The sequence below is a fragment of the Ligilactobacillus equi DSM 15833 = JCM 10991 genome (assembly GCF_000615765.1).
GTDB classification, from domain to species: domain Bacteria; phylum Bacillota; class Bacilli; order Lactobacillales; family Lactobacillaceae; genus Ligilactobacillus; species Ligilactobacillus equi.
Window position 1 is genome coordinate 1 of sequence record NZ_BAMI01000010.1, and the last position, 19,843, is coordinate 19,843.

General features: G+C 39.8%; 11 protein-coding genes and 2 pseudogenes. 8 read left to right on the top strand and 5 right to left on the bottom strand.

Going from position 1 to position 19,843, the window contains the following annotated elements:
• Window positions 1–886, top strand: an 886-nt coding sequence (locus JCM10991_RS03655; RefSeq protein WP_155889564.1) for an IS3 family transposase, incomplete at its 5' end; no start/stop codon positions are given.
• Between the two features lie 268 nt (window positions 887–1,154).
• On the opposite strand, the gene JCM10991_RS03660 is transcribed toward JCM10991_RS03655, so the two are convergent.
• The gene (locus JCM10991_RS03660) at window positions 1,155–2,021 is read right to left on the bottom strand and encodes a DegV family protein (protein WP_025020592.1); all 867 of its coding nucleotides are present in this window, start codon (window positions 2,019–2,021) and stop codon (window positions 1,155–1,157) included.
• A 152-nt stretch (window positions 2,022–2,173) separates the two neighbouring features.
• On the opposite strand from JCM10991_RS03660, the gene JCM10991_RS03665 reads away from it, so the two are divergent.
• Together JCM10991_RS03665 and trxA are read left to right on the top strand one after the other, a co-directional pair.
• Window positions 2,174–3,007, top strand: a complete 834-nt coding sequence (locus JCM10991_RS03665; protein WP_025020593.1) for a Cof-type HAD-IIB family hydrolase — start codon at window positions 2,174–2,176, stop codon at window positions 3,005–3,007.
• A gap of 1 nt (window position 3,008) precedes the next feature.
• Entirely contained in the window at window positions 3,009–3,323 is a 315-nt protein-coding gene (gene trxA, locus JCM10991_RS12520) for a thioredoxin (protein WP_035187961.1), read from the top strand.
• A gap of 48 nt (window positions 3,324–3,371) precedes the next feature.
• Here the strand turns inward: trxA and JCM10991_RS12525 are convergent, their stop codons facing one another.
• From JCM10991_RS12525 to JCM10991_RS03685, 3 genes are all read right to left on the bottom strand, one after another.
• A complete protein-coding gene (locus JCM10991_RS12525) occupies window positions 3,372–6,191 on the bottom strand; it encodes a glycoside hydrolase family 73 protein (protein ID WP_025020594.1) in 2,820 nt (939 codons plus the stop codon).
• 120 nt (window positions 6,192–6,311) lie between these two features.
• The gene (locus JCM10991_RS03680; RefSeq protein ID WP_023860089.1) at window positions 6,312–6,695 is read right to left on the bottom strand and encodes a VOC family protein; all 384 of its coding nucleotides are present in this window, start codon (window positions 6,693–6,695) and stop codon (window positions 6,312–6,314) included.
• The gene (locus tag JCM10991_RS03685; RefSeq protein WP_025020595.1) at window positions 6,685–8,022 is read right to left on the bottom strand and encodes an MATE family efflux transporter; all 1,338 of its coding nucleotides are present in this window, start codon (window positions 8,020–8,022) and stop codon (window positions 6,685–6,687) included. The genes JCM10991_RS03680 and JCM10991_RS03685 overlap by 11 nt, the downstream gene beginning before the upstream one ends.
• Window positions 8,023–8,354: 332 nt before the next feature.
• Between JCM10991_RS03685 and JCM10991_RS12530 the strand changes: the two are divergent.
• Window positions 8,355–9,775, top strand: a pseudogene (locus tag JCM10991_RS12530) (APC family permease).
• A gap of 254 nt (window positions 9,776–10,029) precedes the next feature.
• Window positions 10,030–10,902 carry an ROK family protein gene (locus JCM10991_RS03695; protein WP_025020596.1) on the top strand — a complete coding sequence of 291 codons (873 nt, stop codon included), beginning with the start codon at window positions 10,030–10,032 and terminating at the stop codon, window positions 10,900–10,902.
• A gap of 598 nt (window positions 10,903–11,500) precedes the next feature.
• Here JCM10991_RS03695 and JCM10991_RS03705 read toward each other — a convergent pair.
• Complete coding sequence (locus tag JCM10991_RS03705; RefSeq protein WP_025020597.1) at window positions 11,501–13,912, bottom strand: Xaa-Pro dipeptidyl-peptidase; 2,412 nt, start codon at window positions 13,910–13,912, stop codon at window positions 11,501–11,503.
• A 134-nt stretch (window positions 13,913–14,046) separates the two neighbouring features.
• Here JCM10991_RS03705 and JCM10991_RS12535 point away from each other — a divergent pair.
• From JCM10991_RS12535 to JCM10991_RS03720, 3 genes and pseudogenes are all read left to right on the top strand, one after another.
• Window positions 14,047–15,662, top strand: a pseudogene (locus tag JCM10991_RS12535) (peptide ABC transporter substrate-binding protein).
• A gap of 155 nt (window positions 15,663–15,817) precedes the next feature.
• Entirely contained in the window at window positions 15,818–18,484 is a 2,667-nt protein-coding gene (locus JCM10991_RS03715; RefSeq protein ID WP_025020598.1) for a YhgE/Pip domain-containing protein, read from the top strand.
• Window positions 18,485–18,660: 176 nt separating this feature from the next.
• Window positions 18,661–19,839, top strand: coding sequence for a cation:proton antiporter (locus tag JCM10991_RS03720; RefSeq protein WP_025020599.1), 1,179 nt, complete (start codon window positions 18,661–18,663; stop codon window positions 19,837–19,839).
• The last annotated feature ends 4 nt before the right edge of the window (window positions 19,840–19,843 follow it).

Here is a 19,843-nt window from a genome sequence, read left to right on the forward strand (position 1 = left end):
CAGGGTGGATCAAAAGGGCTTGCCTAAAAATAAACGGTATGGGATTGGTGAGCTTCTGAGAATGATTGGCTTAAAGCGCGCAACTTACTACGATGAACGTAAGCGCATTGCCAATAAAATTGATAAGTACGCAGATGTCAAGCTAATAATCAAGGAAATAGCGGAAAAAGGTAAGTGGATGGGAAATTACACATACGGCTACCGCCGTATACTGCCACTCCTTCAAGAGGCGGGTTACCATATGGCTGAAGCGACTTTACGTCGCTTAATGAGCGAATTAGGCGTCCAACCGGCAATGTATAATCGACGTAAGAATGACCACTATTCTTCTTACAAAGGTACAATTGGTAAGGTGGCTCAAAACCTACTGAATCAAACATTTGATGCCACTAATCCCTACACCGTCCTTCATACTGACGTTTCACAGATACGTTTAGGTAATTCTACTTGGGCCTATATGTCAATCATCTTGGACCAGGCTACTAAAGAGGTTTTAGCTGCTTCTATCAGCCAAAGTCCAAATAAATTGCTGATTACGGACACGTTAAAACAACTTGAAAATAAGCTTCCTGAAGGCGTTAATCCTATTATTCACTCTGACCAAGGTTGGCACTATCAATTGGACTACTATCGTGAAAAGATTGATTCATTGGGGTTAATCCAAAGTATGTCCCGCAAGGGAAATTGTCTAGATAATGCTCCAATGGAGAGTTTCTTCCACCTTTTCAAAATCGAATCGCTACCTGAAATCAAGAGCTGTAAGGACATAGCTGAGTTCACATGGTTCTTCAGAAAGTATATCAAGTGGTATAATAACGACCGAATTTCGAACAAAACAAAAAACATGAGTCCGGTTGATTACCGGACCCATGTCTTAGCTGCTTAAAATATATTTTGTTTTTGTCTAACTTTTTTGTTGCACTTCATTGCCTCTAAACATTTTGTATCTTTTTTTAATTTCCCTATTCACAATAATTTATCCTCCATATGTAAATATATCATTAACTTTAACAAAGTATATAGATGCTATCAAGAAAAAACGGGAGAAAATCTTTCTGAGATAAAATGAAAAAGCACTAGGAATCAACGTTCTAATATGTGACGTGATTTTTAGTGCTTTTTCCTTTATATTTTTCTCAAAATTAGCTAATTTATTAACGATTATTTTCAGGTTCTGGCTTACTTGCTAAGGTAATAACACCCACGGCATTAAGACCGGTGTGTGTCATAATAATTGGACTAGTAAGTTCGGCTAAATAGTTTTCATCTGCTACATCAGGATAGATAGTATCCTTAATCTTTTGTAAAAATTCAGGGTCAGTTCCCACATTTGAGAGGCTTAAAGCTTCGAGTGGGTTATCTTGATGTAGTTCGGCAACTTCTTTAGCGTGTTTTAAGAAAGTTTTCTTACTGCGTCCTTTCATATAGACGTCTAGGCTTTCATCTCGTAAACGAACAATGACCTTTAGGTTGATTAACTTAGTTAAAAGTCCGGCCATTTTACTTACACGACCCCCGGCGACTAGACAATCTAAATTATCAATGTAGACATCAATTGTGGTTCGAGAGTAGATGTCTAGGCAGTGTGCCTTGATTTCATCAACACTTTTACCAGCCTGTAAATCTTTAGCGGCGGCAAGAACCTGGAAAGCAAGTCCACGGTCGGTTGATTTACTGTTAATGACAGTGACGTTAGTGTCAACCATTTCCGCTGCTGAACAAGCTGATTGATAAGTTCCAGATAAGACGTCAGACATCATGATTGCTAAAACGTCATAGCCTTCATCCCCGAGTTTTTGGAAGGTATCAACGAACCGTCCCATAGCAGGTTGACTGGTCTTGGGAATATTACCTTTACGTAATTCATCAACTAATTCTTGACGCGTAATAGTTTCGCCATCCACGTGATTTTCTCCGTTAATTTCTACGGAAAGAGGGATGACGGTGATATCATAATTTTCAATTTCTTCCTGGGTAAGTTGCACCGAGGAATCTGTCACAATTTTCAATTTATTTGTCATATCGAACCTCGCATAATTTTTTCTCACCTTAAGTATAATACATTAATAGTTTACAAGTCCAAAGTAAATAGAATTAAATTTTAGATGGTAGGGCTTGCATTAGGTAAAAAGCTAGCGTATTCTGTAAGAAAAAGAATGTAAGGGGTTTTAGCATGTATAAATTAATCACTTGTGACATGGATGAAACATTATTAAATGAAAAACGGCAAATCGGTGCTAAGACAGTAGCTGCAATCAAGGCAGCGGTCGCTAAAGGAGTTTATTTTGTGCCTAATACGGGGCGGAGTTTTCACTCTATTCAAGATAATTTAGAGACACTAGGTTTACTTCAGAAAGCTGATAGCTACGTGATTTCCTATAATGGTGGGGTTGTGGTCGAAAATCAGGGGTTGAAGATTAAGTTGACTGCAGGAATGGATTTTTCAGTGGCTAAGGCGCTCTTGGAGCTAGGGTTAAGTCAAGGCTACTGTGTCCACGTGTATACCGTTAATGACCTCTATATTTGGAATCAGACACAAACAGATATTGACTATCTGACGGGTAGGGTAGATGACTGGACACAAATGTTAGCAGATGATAAAATGGATTTCCTAACTTCAGAAACGATTACCAAAGTGATTGTAGAAATTTTAACGGAAGAAGAAAGAATCGCTTTTCGTGACTTAGCGAAGGGTAAGTTTACAGATTTAAATATTACCTTTTCTTCTGACCGTTATGTAGAATTCAATTCCACGACAGCTGACAAAGGCCAAGCGACGTTAAAATTAGCGCAGAGTTTGGGTATTAAACCAGAAGAAATTATTGCAATAGGTGATAATGGTAATGATTTGTCGATGATTCGCATAGCTGGCTTAGGAGTCTGTATGGCGAATGGACGTGATTTTGTGAAGGCTGAGGCGCAGTATGTAACAATCAATGATTACAATCATAATGGGGTCGCCGAAGTAATTGAAAAATTTGTTTTGAATGATGAGAGAGGGGATTAAGATGGCAAAAGTCGCGAACCAAGATAATATTGCTGAAGTTACTAAGGAAGGTTTAACCTTGGTAGATTTTTGGGCGGATTGGTGTGGTCCATGTAAAATGATGGATCCAGTTTTAGAAGAGTTGGAAAAGAAGTATCAAGGTAAGATTAGTTTTGCTAAAGTTAACGTTGAAGAAAATCAAGAATTAGCCAAGCAATATAAAATTATGAGTATTCCGGCCCAAGTACTTTTTGTCGATGGGGTAGCTAAGGAAAAAGTTACTGGTTTTAAACCACAGGCGGCGATGGAAAAATACTTGGATGAAAAATTGGCATAGATAAAAGGCAAGTAATCCATAAAAGTAGGGTTACTTGCCTTTTCTGTTTTATAGTTTAAAGATTCTTGACCAGTAATCTGTCCGTGAACCCTCACCGTTTTTCTGGTTAGAATAACGAGCAACAACTTGAAGATTATGACCAGCTAAAGATTTAAGATTCAAATTCTTAAAAGTAAGGTCAAATCCACTATTAGCTGCATTGTAAATGTTAGGGTAAACACGGGCAACGTCAGTTCTTTTCGATGGTGTATAAGTTTGACGCGAGATTTCATGTCCCGTAGTAGCGTCATATAAAATAATGAAGGCGTTTTTCTGATTTATGCTAGCATCGGCTGCATGCCAACCAGTAACTGTTAAACTGTTCTTTTGATGGTTAGCTTTTACAGTATCTAAATGACCTGCATTAGCAGTAAATTTGTAGACATCTGACCATACATCTGTTCGATGACCTTCTCCATTGGTAGCATCAGAATAACGTGACACAATCTGATATTCATGACCAGCTACAAAGTTTAACTTAGTTAAGTCAAATTCAACATCGAATCCAGATTTGTCAGCATTATAGTAGTTCTTAAGTCTCTGCACATCAGAACGCATTACTAGTTTAGATGTAGCAACATTGTTCCTATCACCAACTTTAATTCGTGCAATTTCTCGGCCAGCAGTTTTATCGTAAAGAATAATGTACGGATTAGCTTGATTTCTAGAAGCATCGGCTGCATGCCAACCAGCCAAGTGTAACTTGGTTCCTTCAATTTTTGCAGTATCAATGATGGCTTCATTACCGTTGAAATTATAGATTCCAGACCAAACATCGGTTCTGTTTCCTTCTCCATTGGTAGCATCAGAGAAGCGAGAAACGATTTGATATTGGTGTCCAGCTACAAAATTAAGTTTACTAAAATCGAAATAAGCATCGAAGCCTGATAGTCCATCATTGTAGTAATTCTTAGCTTTAGCAACATCAGGACGATTGACAGCTTTGGCGCTAGCAACGGCATTGGAAGTCCCGATTTTGACACGGGCAACTTCGTGATTGGCAGTTTTATCAAATAAGATTAGGAAAGCATTTGGTTGGTTTCTAGAAGCATCAGCTGCATGCCAACCTGTGACGTGAAGTTTAGTTCCTTTAAACTTAGCGGTATCAATAACGGCCTCATTACCATTAAAGTTATATTTACCAGACCAAACATCAATCCTATCGCCTTCACCATCACTATTTGCGGCATAACGCATCACTACCTGTAAATTATGACCAGCTACAAAGTTAAGTTTACTTAGGTCAAAACTTACTGAAAACCCACTATTAACTGCATTGTACAGGTTAGGATAAGCTCGTTCTACATCAGGTCTACGAGTAGCAGTAACTTTCTTCCGACTAAGTTCTGTACCATCAGTAGCATCGTATAAGATAATGTAGTTATATGGATGTTTAACAGCGTCCGTGGCTGCATGCCAACCAGAAACTTTCAGCTCCGTACCATCAATATATGCAGAGTCAATATTGCCAAGACTTTGCTTGAAGATATAACCATCTGACCATAAATCAGTTACTGCACCTTCACCATTTGATTGGTTAGAAAAACGGGAAATAACTTTAATTTCTTTGTTAGTAAGATCGTAGTTTCCAAGGTTGATAGTAACGTTAAAGCCACTGTTACCGGAGTTGTAGACTCTAGGGTAGACTTTGTATACATCTCCACGGCTAGTAGGGCTGTAAGCTTGACGTGTAATCTCGTGGTTAGAAGTTACATCATAAACAATGATGTAACCGTGGTTTTGGGCTTTAGAGTTATCAGCTGCGTGCCAACCACTAACTTTTAAGGTATTACCAACTAAACTGATACTATCAATATGACCTACATTTTGATTGACATAGTCATATTGTTTTAGATTATAAGTATTGATTAAACCCATAATTTTTGACGCATAGCTAGGATCAGTAGCGTATGCTCCATAACGTCCATGATAGAGATTGTTAACAGCAGCTTCGACTGAGCCAGCAGCACGCGTGGAGTTAGGGTAATTTTGAGTGATTAATCGCGCATACCCTGCTAAAGAGTCATATAGTGAGTCATATCTTTGAAATCTTGCACTGACAGTATGGTATTGGCCACCATAAAACTCTAAAGTGTTCATAGTAACATAATTGCCAGTTCCACGGTACTTAATTCCAAAATAGTTATGAGCTTGGGTAGAGAGAGTACTTTGGCCATAAGCACTTTCAAGGCCTGCCTGGGCAAGTAACATAGATGCATAAATATTGTAATCGTTAGCGACTTGACGTGCTGTCTCACCTAAGTAATTGAAAAAGTTAGTAGCAGTATTAGAGGTAGCAGCTACTTTAGTTTGCGTTGTGGTTGTAGTATTAGTTGTAGTTGCGGGAACCGTAATAACAGGCTTTGTTTCTTGTGAAACATTTTGATTTTGTGCATTAGTTTTGGCAACTTCATCTTCATTATGTACTTTAGTAATTGATGGAACACTAGGGGTAGTATCTTGTGTTTCATCAATTACAGTTGACGGTACAGGAGCAGTTGCTGTTTTAGCTGTAGCCATGTCAGTTGTATCTGTTACTGTATTTACAGTTTTCGGGGTATTTACAGTAGCCGTTTGTACAGGGGCTTCAGCTGTTTTCGGTGTCTCGATTTGTGTCGTAGTAGTAGCTGTAGTTGTTTGTGTATTGGCTTGTGTAATGTTACCAGTCAAACTATTATCTTCTTGTTCAGAAGTAACCGTGACGGTTTCATCAGCCAGAACTTGACCGCTAAATAGTCCTATTCCCATCGAAAGAGCAATAGCACTAGAAGCTACTAATTTCTTATGTTTAAATTTTTTAAGAAGTCGTTGTTTCTTTTTTAATTTCATATATGTTTCCTTTTAATTATCTTCTAAAATCGTAATAGAACTATTATACACTGATATTAAAATATACATAAAAAATAGTCTTGTCAATGTATTTAACAAGACTGTAAATAAAATGTTGCTTTAGCGATTACTATAGGTGGAAACTTCAATAAGGTTACCATCATCATCGGTAATATTAACGGCTAAAATTTGTCCGTCAATACCTTGTTTAATTACAGGCTCACCTAGGATGTTTACAAAGTAACTTTTAAGGTGATTTAAAATATCTTCCATGTTATCACCCACCACTAAGCGTAAATCAGCGGATCCTGGAGTAGTTTTTTTGGCACGACTTGTTTCAGTTTGTCCTAGTGAGAGGATGAGTTCATTATGCCCACAGCGTAAGGTTATATTATCATCACTTTCGCTAATGGTTGGCATGTCGAAAACTTCGTGATAGAAACGTTGGGCAGCTTTTAAATCTGAAACAGTAATGGTAAGACGTTCGATACGTTTAACTTTCATGGTTTAATAATTCCTTTCGTTTAAAACTAATAAATAATTTCCGTAAGAGATAAAGTGCTACTAAGAGTGTCAGCAATTCAGTTAGTGGAGTAGACAACCATACGCCTGTAAGTCCGAAGTTGGAACCGATAAAAATCATCGGTAACAAGATGAGATAGCCTCGCAAAATTGAAAGACTAAAGGCTGCTTGCGCTTGATTGGTAGCTGCTAGTGAAGTAGAGATCAAGAGGTTAGGTCCCGTGAAGAAGTTCATGGTGAAATATAATGGCAGTCCGACCATTGCGTATTTAACGAGTTGGGGTAGTCCTTCCTCGTTAAAAACCGCGATAATTGGAGCACGGAAACTGAAGAGGAATAGGTAAATACCGAGACCAAGAAGACTGACTAGGAAAAGCCCATAGGTGATAGCCTGACGTGTGGCAAGGTAATTCTTTTTTCCGTATTCGCGACTAGCAATAGGCTGTACGCCGAGGGCCACACCGTTAAAGGCGGACAAGACGAGTACCGCAATATTAGCAATTACTCCATAAGCGGAAATTGCGTAGTTGCCTGCTAGTTTTAAGAGCACGACGTTGAATGCAAAGATCGAAACTCCCGTAGACATTTCATTAAGAAATGCTGGGAAACCTAATTTGGCTGCGTGCCAGAACTGACTGAATTGTGGTAAGCACCAGTGAAGTTGTAATTGTCGCTGGGCAAAGTTTTTATGTCGACTCAAGATTAACAAACTGACTGAAGGTGAGAAAAGAGTGGCTAAAGCAGCGCCCTCCATCTTGAGCCCTAAGCCAAAAATTAAAATCCAGTCAACTATGACCACAAAAACCGATTCAGATAAGGTAGCGATCATAGTTAGTTGAGGGTTACCATCATTACGTATAAAGTTGATAGTTAGGTAGTTTAACATAAATAATGGTGCTCCCAAAGATACGATACGTAAGTAAATTACCGCCATATCCATGGTCTGAGCAGTAGCTCCCATCACTTTTAAAATAGGCTGGGGGAATAGGTTACAGAGTAAAGCTACTAAAAGTCCCAAGCCTAAGCAAGTCCAAAAAAGTTGACTATAGAGATTTTGCACTTTTTTGGGATGGGTGATTTTATTCATCGAAAAAATAGCAGCGCCCCCCACACCCAAAAGTAACCCAAGTGCACCATAGAGGTTAAAGATGGGTAAGACGATATTTAGAGTGGCTAAGCCCAAAGCCCCAGCAGCCTTAGCGATAAAAATTGAATCAGCCAAGACATAAAACGACAAACCTAACGAAGCCATAATATTACGAATGACATAGTGATTAACTTCGTGGCGAATTGAAGTAGTAATATGCATAGGTTCCTCCGGAAGTTGTCTCTACCATTAAGGTCGCCTGGTCGACAACGTTACTGATTATAGTGGCAAAACCCGGCGATTTTGCGATTCTCTATTTAAGTTACTAGATAATGATAGCATATTAAAGAGCTTTGATGTGGTAAAAAGTAAAGTTTAGGGTAGTTGACTTTATTTAAGTTATAGATGAACTAATTATTAGTAATGGTGATGCAAATAACTTAGAAAAATTAAGTCATAGTTAGATAAAATATTAGTTATACTTAATCTTCACAAGTCGCAAAAAGATTTAAAATAAAATTGTAGAAATTTTATTTTTTAAGGGGATGGGTATAATGGACACACAAGAAAAAACAGCCAAAAAGATGGCCTGGTGGACTTTAGCTTGATGGCCTTCTCTACAGTCTGGGGCTTTGGTAATGTCGTTAATGGTTACATTTATTTTGGTGGAGTTAAGGTGATTTTCTCCTGGGTCCTGATGTTTATTTTATACTTTGTTCCTTATGCTTTAATGGTAGGGGAACTAGGTTCAGTTTTTAAAGAATCAGAAGGTGGGGTATCTTCATGGGTTAATGCCACAATGGGACCCCAAATTGCTTATTATGCTGGCTGGACTTATTGGGCTTGTCACGTGGCCTATATTTCGAGTAAAGGTACTGGTGGACTTCGGGCTTTAGCTTGGGCAATTTTTCAAGATATTACGGAATTTGACCATGCTAACACGATGATGATTCAATTAATTACGTTTGTGATTTTTGTTTTTTTCTGTTGGTTGGCTAGTCGCGGTTTAAGTGTTCTAAAAACTTTAGCAACTATTGCAGGCTCAACGATGTTTATTATGTCACTTTTATACATTTTGATGATGATAGCAGCACCTGCGATTAATCCACATGGAATGTTACCTTTAGATTTAAGTTTCAAAAAGTTAATCCCAACTTTTAATATCAACTACTTTACTTCTCTGTCTATTTTGGTCTTTGCAGTGGGGGGATGTGAAAAAATTTCGCCCTATGTTAATAAGATGCAAAATTCATCCAAGGACTTTCCTAAAGGAATGTTTGCATTAGCGATTATGGTAATGGTTTGTGCTATTTTAGGCACCGTTGCTATGGGAATGATGTTCGATGTCCGAGATGTCAATGCACATTTCAATGATTATGTTTCTAATGGTGCTTACTGGGCCTTCCAAAAACTAGGAGCTTATTACCATATAGGAAACACTTTGATGGTGATTTATGCTTGGACGAATGTTATCGGACAATTCTCAACATTAGTCTTAAGTATTGATGCACCTTTGCGGATGCTTTTGGGAAGTAGGGAAGCCAAAAACTATATTCCAAGTAAGTTATTGAAACAAAATAAGTATGGTGCTTATACTAACGGAATTTGGATGGTGGGTATTCTTTCTGGAGCCATCATTTTAATTCAATCTGTTGTGCCAGGAGCTACGACAGTTATGGCTCAATTGGTGAAGTTAAATGCTACTACGATGCCACTACGTTACCTGTGGGTCTTTGCTGCCTATATTGCTTTACGCGGAGGTGAAAAGCATTTCAAATCCGTTTACGTTTTTATCAAAAATAAAACGCTTGCCGTTATCGTTGGTGGTTGGTGCTTTGCGATCACAGCGGCTTGTTGCTTATTAGGTATTTATTCACCGGACCCATTCACTCTGGCACTCAACATTTTGACACCCATTATTTTAACTGGTTTGGGTTTGATTTTACCTTGGATTAAGAAGCGTGAACAAGCTTGAAAAGTTTTCTTATCTTTAGATAATGAATAATAAGAAGAAAAACCTATAAAGTTAGGCTGATTACCTGACAAAGCAGGGGACTAACGTGAAAGTTAGTCTTTTTTGCATCATCTAAATGATGCTACCAGATGTGAGGGTAAGGAGCTCATTTTTTCTGTCAATCGTTTAACAGAAATTTCAGAAAGGGCTTTTATTGAAAACGATTTTAAGCTAAAATAAGGGTAATGATAAAATGACAGAAGGGAAATTTAATTATGACAAAATTATACGGTGCAATTGAAGCTGGGGGAACTAAGTTTGTTTGTGCGGTGAGTGATGCCGACTTAAACATTGTAGAAAGAGTCCAAATTCCAACCACAGTTCCCGCTGAAACCATGGCGCAGGTCTTTGAATTCTTCGACAAGTATACAGTGGAAGCCATTGCCATTGGGTCTTTTGGTCCCATTGACGTTAACAAAAACTCCGCAACTTATGGCTATGTAACAACCACTCCTAAGAAGGGCTGGGCTAACTATAACTTCTTAGACGATATGAAGGCGCACTATGATGTACCTTATGTTTGGACAACTGATGTGAACGTAGCGGCTTACGGTGAATTAAAGCGCGGTGCTGCTAAGGGTTGCCAATCATGTCTCTACTTAACAGTCGGAACTGGTATGGGGGGCGGTGCCGTGGTTAACGGTAAAGTACTTGAAGGTTTCGGTCACCCTGAAATGGGTCACATCACAATGCGTCGTCACCCAGAAGACAAGTACGAAGGCTACTGCATTTACCACAAGGACTGTCTCGAGGGATTAACCTGTGGACCAGCTGTGGAAGAACGTGCGGGTGGAGTGAAAGCTTATGATATTCCTAAAGACGCTAAGGACTGGGAAATTGAAGCCTACTACTTAGCGCAAGCATGTATGGATTACACTTTAATCTTGTCACCTGAAAAAATTGTTTTCGGTGGTGGGGTTTCTAAGCAAGAACAACTTTTCCCAATGATTCGTGAATCATTCAAGGAACAAATGAAAGATTATGTAGCGACACCAGACTTGGATGACTACATTGTGCACGTAGAATTAGGTGATGATGCAGGCATCACTGGTTGTCTCTTACTCGCAATGGAAGAAGCTGCTAAATAATTATGAAAGGCGACGCTGTTATGTGTCGCCTTTTTCTACTAAGGGGATAATGATGAAAAAAGGTGAGTAAGCACCCTGTAACACCCCCGTATTAACTATCAGGCAATCTCTCTGTATACTGGAAGAAAATCAGTATTACGGAGGGATTTTTTAATGGAAAAGATAACAGAAATTGTACCAGTCAACTTTAAGTTACCGGAGGTGGATCAAGCAAAGGCTCTGCTTTCCGGTAAGGGACGTCCACAGCGAAAACAGTAGAAAAAAGATAATAGCAGATTGGGGTTAGGAAGTCCACTACTGAAATTGGAATAGTTTTGCTTGTGCAAAATCTGCAAAAATTTTTCAATTCAACCACAATAGACAATTTAAATGAAAGAAAAATAAAAAGCTGCTATTTTTTCCCAGCCTCTAGTTGACTTACTCAAAAAAATACTACGACATTACTCAGATTGACGGTATTATGGTAGTTAATGTTGTTGATTGGTTGCTTGGCAAATAAGAGCCTAGCAGAGAGTTAGATTTTCTGATAAAAATAGTTGCAATAAAAACCGCCAGAAATTACGACATCAAAGCGTTAATTTCTGACGGTTTACTAGTGTTAATTATGCTTTAAAAATTGAAGTTGACAGTCCTCAAGTTGAAGTGTGTAGGTAAGGTCTTGATTCCCGCGGACGGTCATTTCCATGTCGGTAGCATAGATAATTAGCCCTAATTTCCGGCCTGCTGGGATGGTGTAGAAGCTGGGCTGTAAGTCAAAGTTTACCTGATAGAAGGTATCAGCTTCGAGTTCATCATTTTGCCAGAGGCTAGTACGATTTTGGAGATTACGGTGTCCTTTAGAGATTAGCTTGAAGTCACTTTCTTGAGCAAGGGTGAATTCGACTAAATCTTCGGTGTGCCAGTGATAACCAAGGCCGAGACTTTGACGATCTAGGACGGTTGGAACCTCACCGAGACGCTTGGCCTTGCCCAGGTCAACTAACATGGCAGAAACCATTCCTACGTTTTGGTTAGACTTAATTTTAAGTTTTAAGCGTGGTGCCCCTTGAAGGGTGAGGTCTTCTTTAAGTATGTCTGTAGCGAAGAGCAAGCGGTTATGAGTTAGGGGACTTTCTTCTTTAACCAAATCAGTCTTCCAAGCTGTCCAATCTTGTTTGTAGTGGTCAAAGTCGGCTGGTGGCAATTGGTCTTTGAAACTAACTTGTCCCCCCTGAGATTTAGCATTAGTTAGGTGTTTGGGGTTGAAATTAAAGACTTCTAGATTGCTATCCGCCTCCCAAGCCTCTAAAGCGTGCCATTTTTCAGCTTGGACATTATCTTGGACCACAACATTAGGTAAGGTAGCGACTGCATCGTTTTGGCAGTCGTAAAGGTGATTAGAAAGCCAGAGGTTGACCATTTGGTTAAAGTCAAGCGAGCGGAAGTTATTGATATAGATATGTTGTCCTTGGTGTAAGACAAGTTTGGTGGCGATGGGCAATTTACTTAAAGCCTTGTAGAAATTGTAGACGTTACGAGGTTTAACATTCCAGTCATTGAGACCATGAACTAACATGACGTCACACTTAACTTGGGCACTGTCATTGAGGTAGTTACGGGCGTCCCAGAATTGATTGTAGTTTCCACTTTGGCGGTCTTGCTGAACTTTGATGGTAGCTAAGGTTTGTTCAGCTTGACTTTGAACATTAAGGAAATCACCGGCATCTTTCATCCGCGAAAGACATTCACCGGCTAAAACATCGGCATCTTCACCGGGAAAACCACCTGGAGCGACAACTAAGCCCCCATCGCGGTAGTAGTCATACCAAGAAGAAATGGCGGCTTCGGCGATGATAGTCTTCAGGCCCTCAACTCCGGTGGTAGCTGCTGCGTTAGCCAAGGTTCCGAGGTAAGATTTACCCGTCATAGCAACGGCACCATTACACCACCAGGCATTAATGGCGCGATTGGAGGTTCGGTCGGTAAAGGCTGGACGTTTGCCATTGAGCCATTCAATAATGGCAGTTGTGGAGGCGGTTTCCGCGACAGAACCGCAAGTCCGTAACCCTTCCGAGCCACGAGTCCCAATTCCCGCAGCATATACCACTGCAAAGCCTCGAGCAAGTAGGTAGTTATTAAGACTATAAGTAAAGGAATGGTCAAAACTTTCAATAGCTTCCTTACTATGACCGTTTAAAAGCCGTCCTTCTGGAGCAGGGGGTAACTGGTGGGGAGCGTGAATATCTTGATAGCTAACTTGGTTAGGTTCCTTTCTTATTAAAGGTACATCAACATTATGGGTGAGTTTTTGGCCCAATTCAGGGTTAGTCCCACGATTGTAGGGGCTGGCGGTGAAGACTGCTGGCACCCTCAAGCCAGCTTCGGTGTCTTTGGGGCGGATAATTTGGACTTGAAGTAAGTCGCGACGACCATCGTAATCAGTGTCGAGGTCGCTTTCCACGTAGACAACTTCATAGATTAGCTGACTTGTATCAAAAATCGGTAAGGATTTACCATTGTAAAATTGTGGCTTTTCCTTGGCGGGCAGGTTATACATTGGTAAAAAGAATCCCTGGGTAGCCAAGTAATCCAAGAAACTTTGGCCATTTTTGCGTGGTAATTCAAGCAAGTCATACCAAGCTAGAAGTAACTCTTCCACAGTTTGTACCTGGTTGTGACTTTTGAGGCCAACTGTTTCCATGAACTTTAAACTTTCGGCAACCTCAAAGTCAACACCAACTTCGAAGCCGAGTAATTGTAAGGCCACTGCATAAAAGGCCTCTGTCTCGAGGGTATTGTTAGCCGCAAACTCTAGAAGAGTTTGGTTGGGGCGCGCTAAGAGGTTAGCCAGGTAGGCTTGCTTGGCAAGGGGTGTTTTAGCTTGACAAAAAGTCATTGCGACTAGGTTAAGCCAAAGGCTGTTGGGCGTCGTATTTTCTAAATCAATCTCCGTCAAAAATCCTAGAGTTTGCAGTTCTTTAACTGCTTGGGGATATGAGACTTGGCTATGTGCGAATTGATGATAATGCATGTAATTTCCCACCTTCAAAAAGTATTTACCTTTAGTATAGCGGAAAAAATTAGATTTTGGAGTGAAAATAGGTGCATTTTTAGAGAAAATAACTTACAATAAAGAAGTAAATGTAAAAAGAAAGGGACGTAGTCATGAAAAAGAAATATCTCGCGTTACCACTTCTTGCGACGGCAGTGCTATTAGCTGCTTGTGGCAAAACGAATCAAGCAACAAGCCAAGCAAAAAACGAAACACTTACTACGGCAGTTACGGCTGAAATGGCGACTTTGGATCCAAGTCGCTATTCCGATACAACTAGTTTGGAAGCCTTGCAAAATGCCTATGAAGGACTTTACCGTTTTGATAAAAATAACAAGCCTGTCTTAGCGGGGGCTAAAAAGGTTACAATTTCAAAAGATAAGTTAACATACACTTTTTATTTACGCAAAGATGCTAAATGGTCTAATGGTGATCCTGTTATAGCCAATGACTATGTTTACGCTTGGCGTAAAACAGTTGACCAAAAGACCGCTTCGCCTAATTCCCAACGGTTTGAACCTATCAAAAATGGGAAGCAAATTGCTAAAGAAGGAGCCGACGTCAATAGTTTAGGAGTTAAAGCTTTAGGCAAGTACAAATTGGAAGTTACTTTAGAATCGCCAATTTCTTACTTACCAGAACTTTTAGCGGGGCCCCATTTGCGCCTCAAGACCAAAAAGTAGCCGAAAAATATGGTAAGGAATATGGGACTTCAGCTAAGAAAGCAGTCTATAACGGTCCGTTTGTAATTGATGGTTGGACTGGGACAAACCTTAAGTGGTCTTATGTCAAGAACAAGAATTACTATGCTAAAAAAGACGTGGCTTTAAAGAAGGTTAACGTTCAAGTAGTTAAAGATACTTCAACGGCAGCTAAGCTTTTCCAAACAAATAAGTTGGACTACACGGCGCTTTCTAATGAATATATCCACCAATACAAGTCTACTAAGGGTTACCACACGCGTGCAATTCCTTTGATTGGTTATATGAGTTTTAACACTCAAAGAGAAACTACTGGTAATGTCCACGTTCGTAAAGCCTTAGCCCAAGCCTTTAATAAGGAATTATTAGTGAAAAAAGTGCTTTACGCAGGGCAACCATTAAACGGGATTGTACCGCAAGATTTTGCTTTTAATGCAAGTACAGGTCACGACTACCGCAAAGATGCTGGGGATATGTTGACTTATAACCTTAAGAATGCGAAGAAGGAATGGGCCGAAGCCAAGAAAGAATTGGGTAAGGATCAAATCACTATCGAAATCTTGACTTCCGATACGAGTGAATCTAAGCGAGTTGGTGAGTACCTCCAAAGTCAATTGGAAGAAAACTTAGCTGGTTTGACAGTGAAGGTTCGTTCCATTCCATTGAAGTCACGTTTGAACTCAACTACTAACTATGATTTTGATGTCGTTTATGGAACTTGGCAACCAGACTTTGCTGACCCTATTAACTTCTTATCTGATGGGGGACAATACCACTTCGATGACGACTACAAGAACCAAGAATTCTGGGATTTGTTGAATCAAGCCTCTACGACTTACGCTACGGATAACAATAAGCGTTGGGATGCTTTAATCAAGTCTGAAAAGCTCTTATTAAAAGACGATGCCTTTACTGCCCCTGTTTATCAAGGAGCGATGGCCTACCTCTTAAATGATAGGGTAAAAGACTTCCAAATCTCTCCATATGGGACGGTGGTCTTCTACCGTAATACCAAATTAGCTGAATAAAAAAAGTGACCTGTCGATTTTGATTATCGGCAGGTCTTTTTGAGTAAAAACTCGAAAATGCGACACTAATCTCATTTTATAGCTTACTTTTTTTGATGATAAGGATTAAAATTTTTAATTGAACAAAGAAAGTAGAATTGAAAGGGGGACTTACTTTGAGAGCGATTCGTAAGGAGTTTAGCGTCATTAAAAACCACAAACTTTTGTTGGCAACCGTGACCGCTATTATGATTATTCCATTTTTATACTCCTTCTTCTTCTTAAAGTCAGTTTGGGATCCATACGCCTCTACGGGTTCCTTACCAGTTGCAGTTGTTAATCAGGACCAAGCCGTTACCTATCGAGGTAAAGAGTTTGCTGTTGGTCAACAGCTAGTTAAGAAATTGAAGAAAAATGATCAAATGGGGTGGCACTTTGTGACCAAAGAAAAGGCTGACTATGGCTTAAGTCACAAAAAGTATTACATGGTAATTACCATTCCCAAGAACTTTTCTAAGAATGCTACCACCGTTTTAAATACCCATCCTAAAAAGATGGATTTGACTTATACGACCAATGATTCCTTGAACTACATTGGGGCAGTAATGTCAGAAGCAGCGGCTAAGCAACTTAACACGCAAATTCGTCAAACGGTATCAACGGCTTATGCGGATACCATGTTTGATGCGGTTAAAGGCATGAAGAAAGGTTTCAAAACTGCAGCCAGTGGCTCGGCTAAGCTAGCTGATGGCTCCAAGGTTTTAACTGATGGAATCAACACATACACAGCTGGGGTCAGCCAGGTCAATGATGGGGTCATGACCCTCCAAGCCGGTGTCTTACCATTGGCTTCAGGGGTTAATGCCTTGGCAACCGGAGCTAACACCTTAGCTTCTGGAATTGGTACTTACACTAACGGTGTCAACCAAGTCAATGCCGGGGTGGGACAATTAGCCCAAAAGACGCCCGCTTTAGCTGCTGGTGTGGGTCAATTAGCTAATGGTTCTCAAAGTTTAACAAGTGGTCTTAACACTTATACCAGCGGGGTTAACCAGGTTAATGAAGGTGTTGGTACTTTAAGATCAGGAATTGGCAATTATACTAATGGTGTCAAGCAAGTTAATGCTGGCTTGGCAAAATTAGATGATAATTCAGCGCAATTAAATACCGGTTCTCAAGAATTGGTGGCGGGTTTGAGTCAAGTTAATAGTGGAGTTCAAAGTTTTTCCGGACTTGCAGCTAATTTGCCTAAATTAAAACAAGGTTTAACGGCAGCGGCCAGTCAAGTTTCTGCATTAAAAGCAGGTTTACAGACTAGTCAGAATTTACAAGGAAGTTTAGCACAACTAAAAGCGCAAGCTAACAATGCTAGCCAATTAAATGGTGATGCTCAGAGTAAAATTCAAGCAGTAATGGGGAACAGTAGTTTATCAGATGCTGATAAACAAAACCTACAAGCTGCCTTAGGAGATGTTCAAAAGTCCCAAGGTATAACTAGTGCCTTGGCGAATATGAGTGTACCAACAAGTACAGATGCGAGTGGTATAAGTGGGAAATTAGATGCGCTTTCTCAACAACTTACTGCAGCTGCTAATCAATTAGATAGTGTAAATCCGGCTCAATTACAAAACCTACAAGCAGGGATTGCTAAGTTATTAGCCGGTGCAACTACTCTTCAAAATGGTGTAAAGAGTTATACTGATGGGGTTGCTATGGCTTATGCGGGGACAGGGACCTTAACCCAAAATAATTCGAAGTTAACTTCGGGAGCTGATGCATTAGCTCAAGGAACTAGCCAATTAGCCGCTAATAGTGGGGCTTTAACAAGTGGAGCTAGTCAACTCTCTAACGGTCTTTGGGTCTTAAATGGTCAAATTCCAACGTTAACCGCAGGGGTTAACCAGTTAGCTAATGGAACCGGACAACTTGCGGCTAATAGTGGGGCCTTGAATGCAGGGGCCGGTCAATTGGCTTCTGGTTTAGGTACCTTAAATAGTAAAGTTCCAACCTTATCTAGCGGTATTGGTCAATTAGCTAACGGGACAAACCAATTAGTAGCTAATAGTCCGGCCTTAACTGCTGGTGCTGGTAAAATTGGTGCCGGTAATCTTCAACTATCTACAGCCTTAGCTGGTGGGGTTAAAAAGATTGACCAAATCAATATGAATGATGAAAATGCATCTATGTTTGCCGCACCTTCTAATTTGAAACATAAAAATTACAGTTATGTTCCAAACTATGGTCACGCTTTGGCACCTTACATGTTATCCGTCGCCTTGTATGTCGGAGCTTTGGTCTTTAATTTAGTTTACCCATTGAAACGGATTGACTTTGAAGATGAAACTCCGGGTGAATGGTTCTTAGCCAAAACGTCAATTGGAGCACTTGTAGCGACCGGAAATGCCGTTGTTGAAATTGGACTTATGTACTTAGCTGGCTTAAAGCCTGACTACTTCTGGGCTACTTTCTTTAACGCTTGGCTCTTCTCTTTGGCGATGATGTACTTGATTATGTTCTTGTCGGTGGCCTTGGACAATCCAGGTCGTTTCTTGGGGATGATTATCTTAGTCCTACAATTAGGTGGGGCCGGTGGTTCCTTCCCAATCCAAGTAACGAAAGGTTTAAATGGTTTCTTCCAAGCGATTAATCCGTACTTACCAATGACTTACTCAATTTATGGCTTCCGTGAATCCTTGACCGGTGGCTTGGGTGCTAACCAAATGTTGATTAGTTATGGTGTACAGATTTTTGTGATTATCCTCTGTTTGGTTTTAACTTATCTAGCAATGATGGTTATGCGACCAAAAGTTGGCTATGTTCGTGGAGTTGAAAAAACAGAATAATACTGCTAAAAGAAAACTCAAGTTCTATGAAACTTGAGTTTTTTTGTAGAATTTAGTTTGAAATTATTTAACTATTTTTCAAGAAAAAGGCTAAATACTTGAGAAAAGGGAAATTTTTTCGGTATAATTAAAATTGAGCTGATTAGATTAAATTAGATTTAAGAAAGGATGGAGATATGGAGTACTTAGGAACTTTATGTTTAATTTTAATTTCTACGGCCTTAGCAGGGCATTTTTTTAGAAGGTTTAACCTCCCTGCTGTGGTAGGCCAGTTATTATGTGGGATTATCTTGGGACCAGCTGTTTTGGGTTGGGTTAAAGGTGATGAATTTATCGAGATTTTTGCCAATATTGGGGTAATTATCTTAATGTTCATGGCAGGCTTGGAAAGTGATTTAGCGTTACTAAAGAAATACCTTAAACCAGCAACGTCAGTGGCGGTAATGGGGGTCTTAATGCCAATTATTTTGGTTTATCTCTTTGGTTTGATTTTTAACTTCAATAATGAAGAAGCGATTTTCTTAGGGGTGACTTTTGCAGCCACTTCCGTTTCCATTTCGGTTGAAGTTTTGAAGGAATTGCACTTTTTAGATTCCAAAGAAGGAACGACGATTTTAGGGGCCGCTGTCATTGATGATATTTTAGCTGTTTTAATTTTAAGTGTTTTGGTAAGTATTTTTAGTGATGTTGCAGCTAGTGGCGGGGGCCATACTTCGTCAAACATTGGCTTGAGTTTGATTCTACAAGTTATTTACTTTGTTGGCATTTACCTGCTCTTTAAGTGGATTGCTCCTTGGCTCATTAAATTTGCGTCACGTCTAACAATTCCCGCTTCTGTAATTTTGATGTCGGTCTTTATCTGCTTAGGGATGGCCTGGTTAGCGGAAGAAGTAGGTTTGTCTGGTGTGGTAGGCTCTTTTTTTGCGGGGGTAGCCGTAGCACAAACCTCAGCCAAGCGGGAAGTTGATGAAAATATCGAACCAATTGGTTATGCAGTTTTCATTCCAGTCTTCTTTGTAAGTATTGGTTTAAATATGACCTTTGATGGTTTCTTAGGCGACTTAGTCTTTATTATTCCGTTGACTATTTTAGCCTTACTAACCAAATGGATTGGTTGTGGTTTTGGGGCTAAGATTTTAGGAATGGATTTCAAATCAGCTGATATTATCGGGGCGGGGATGGTTTCCCGAGGAGAAATGGCCTTGATTATTGCCCAAATCGGTTACAATGCCCACTTATTATCAGAAAAATATTACTCAGGTGTAATTGTGGTGATTATCTTAACAACGGTGATTGCTCCCTTTATGCTGAAGAGTGCCATTCGTCGCAAACGCAAAGCGGACTTGATGGCATAGGAAA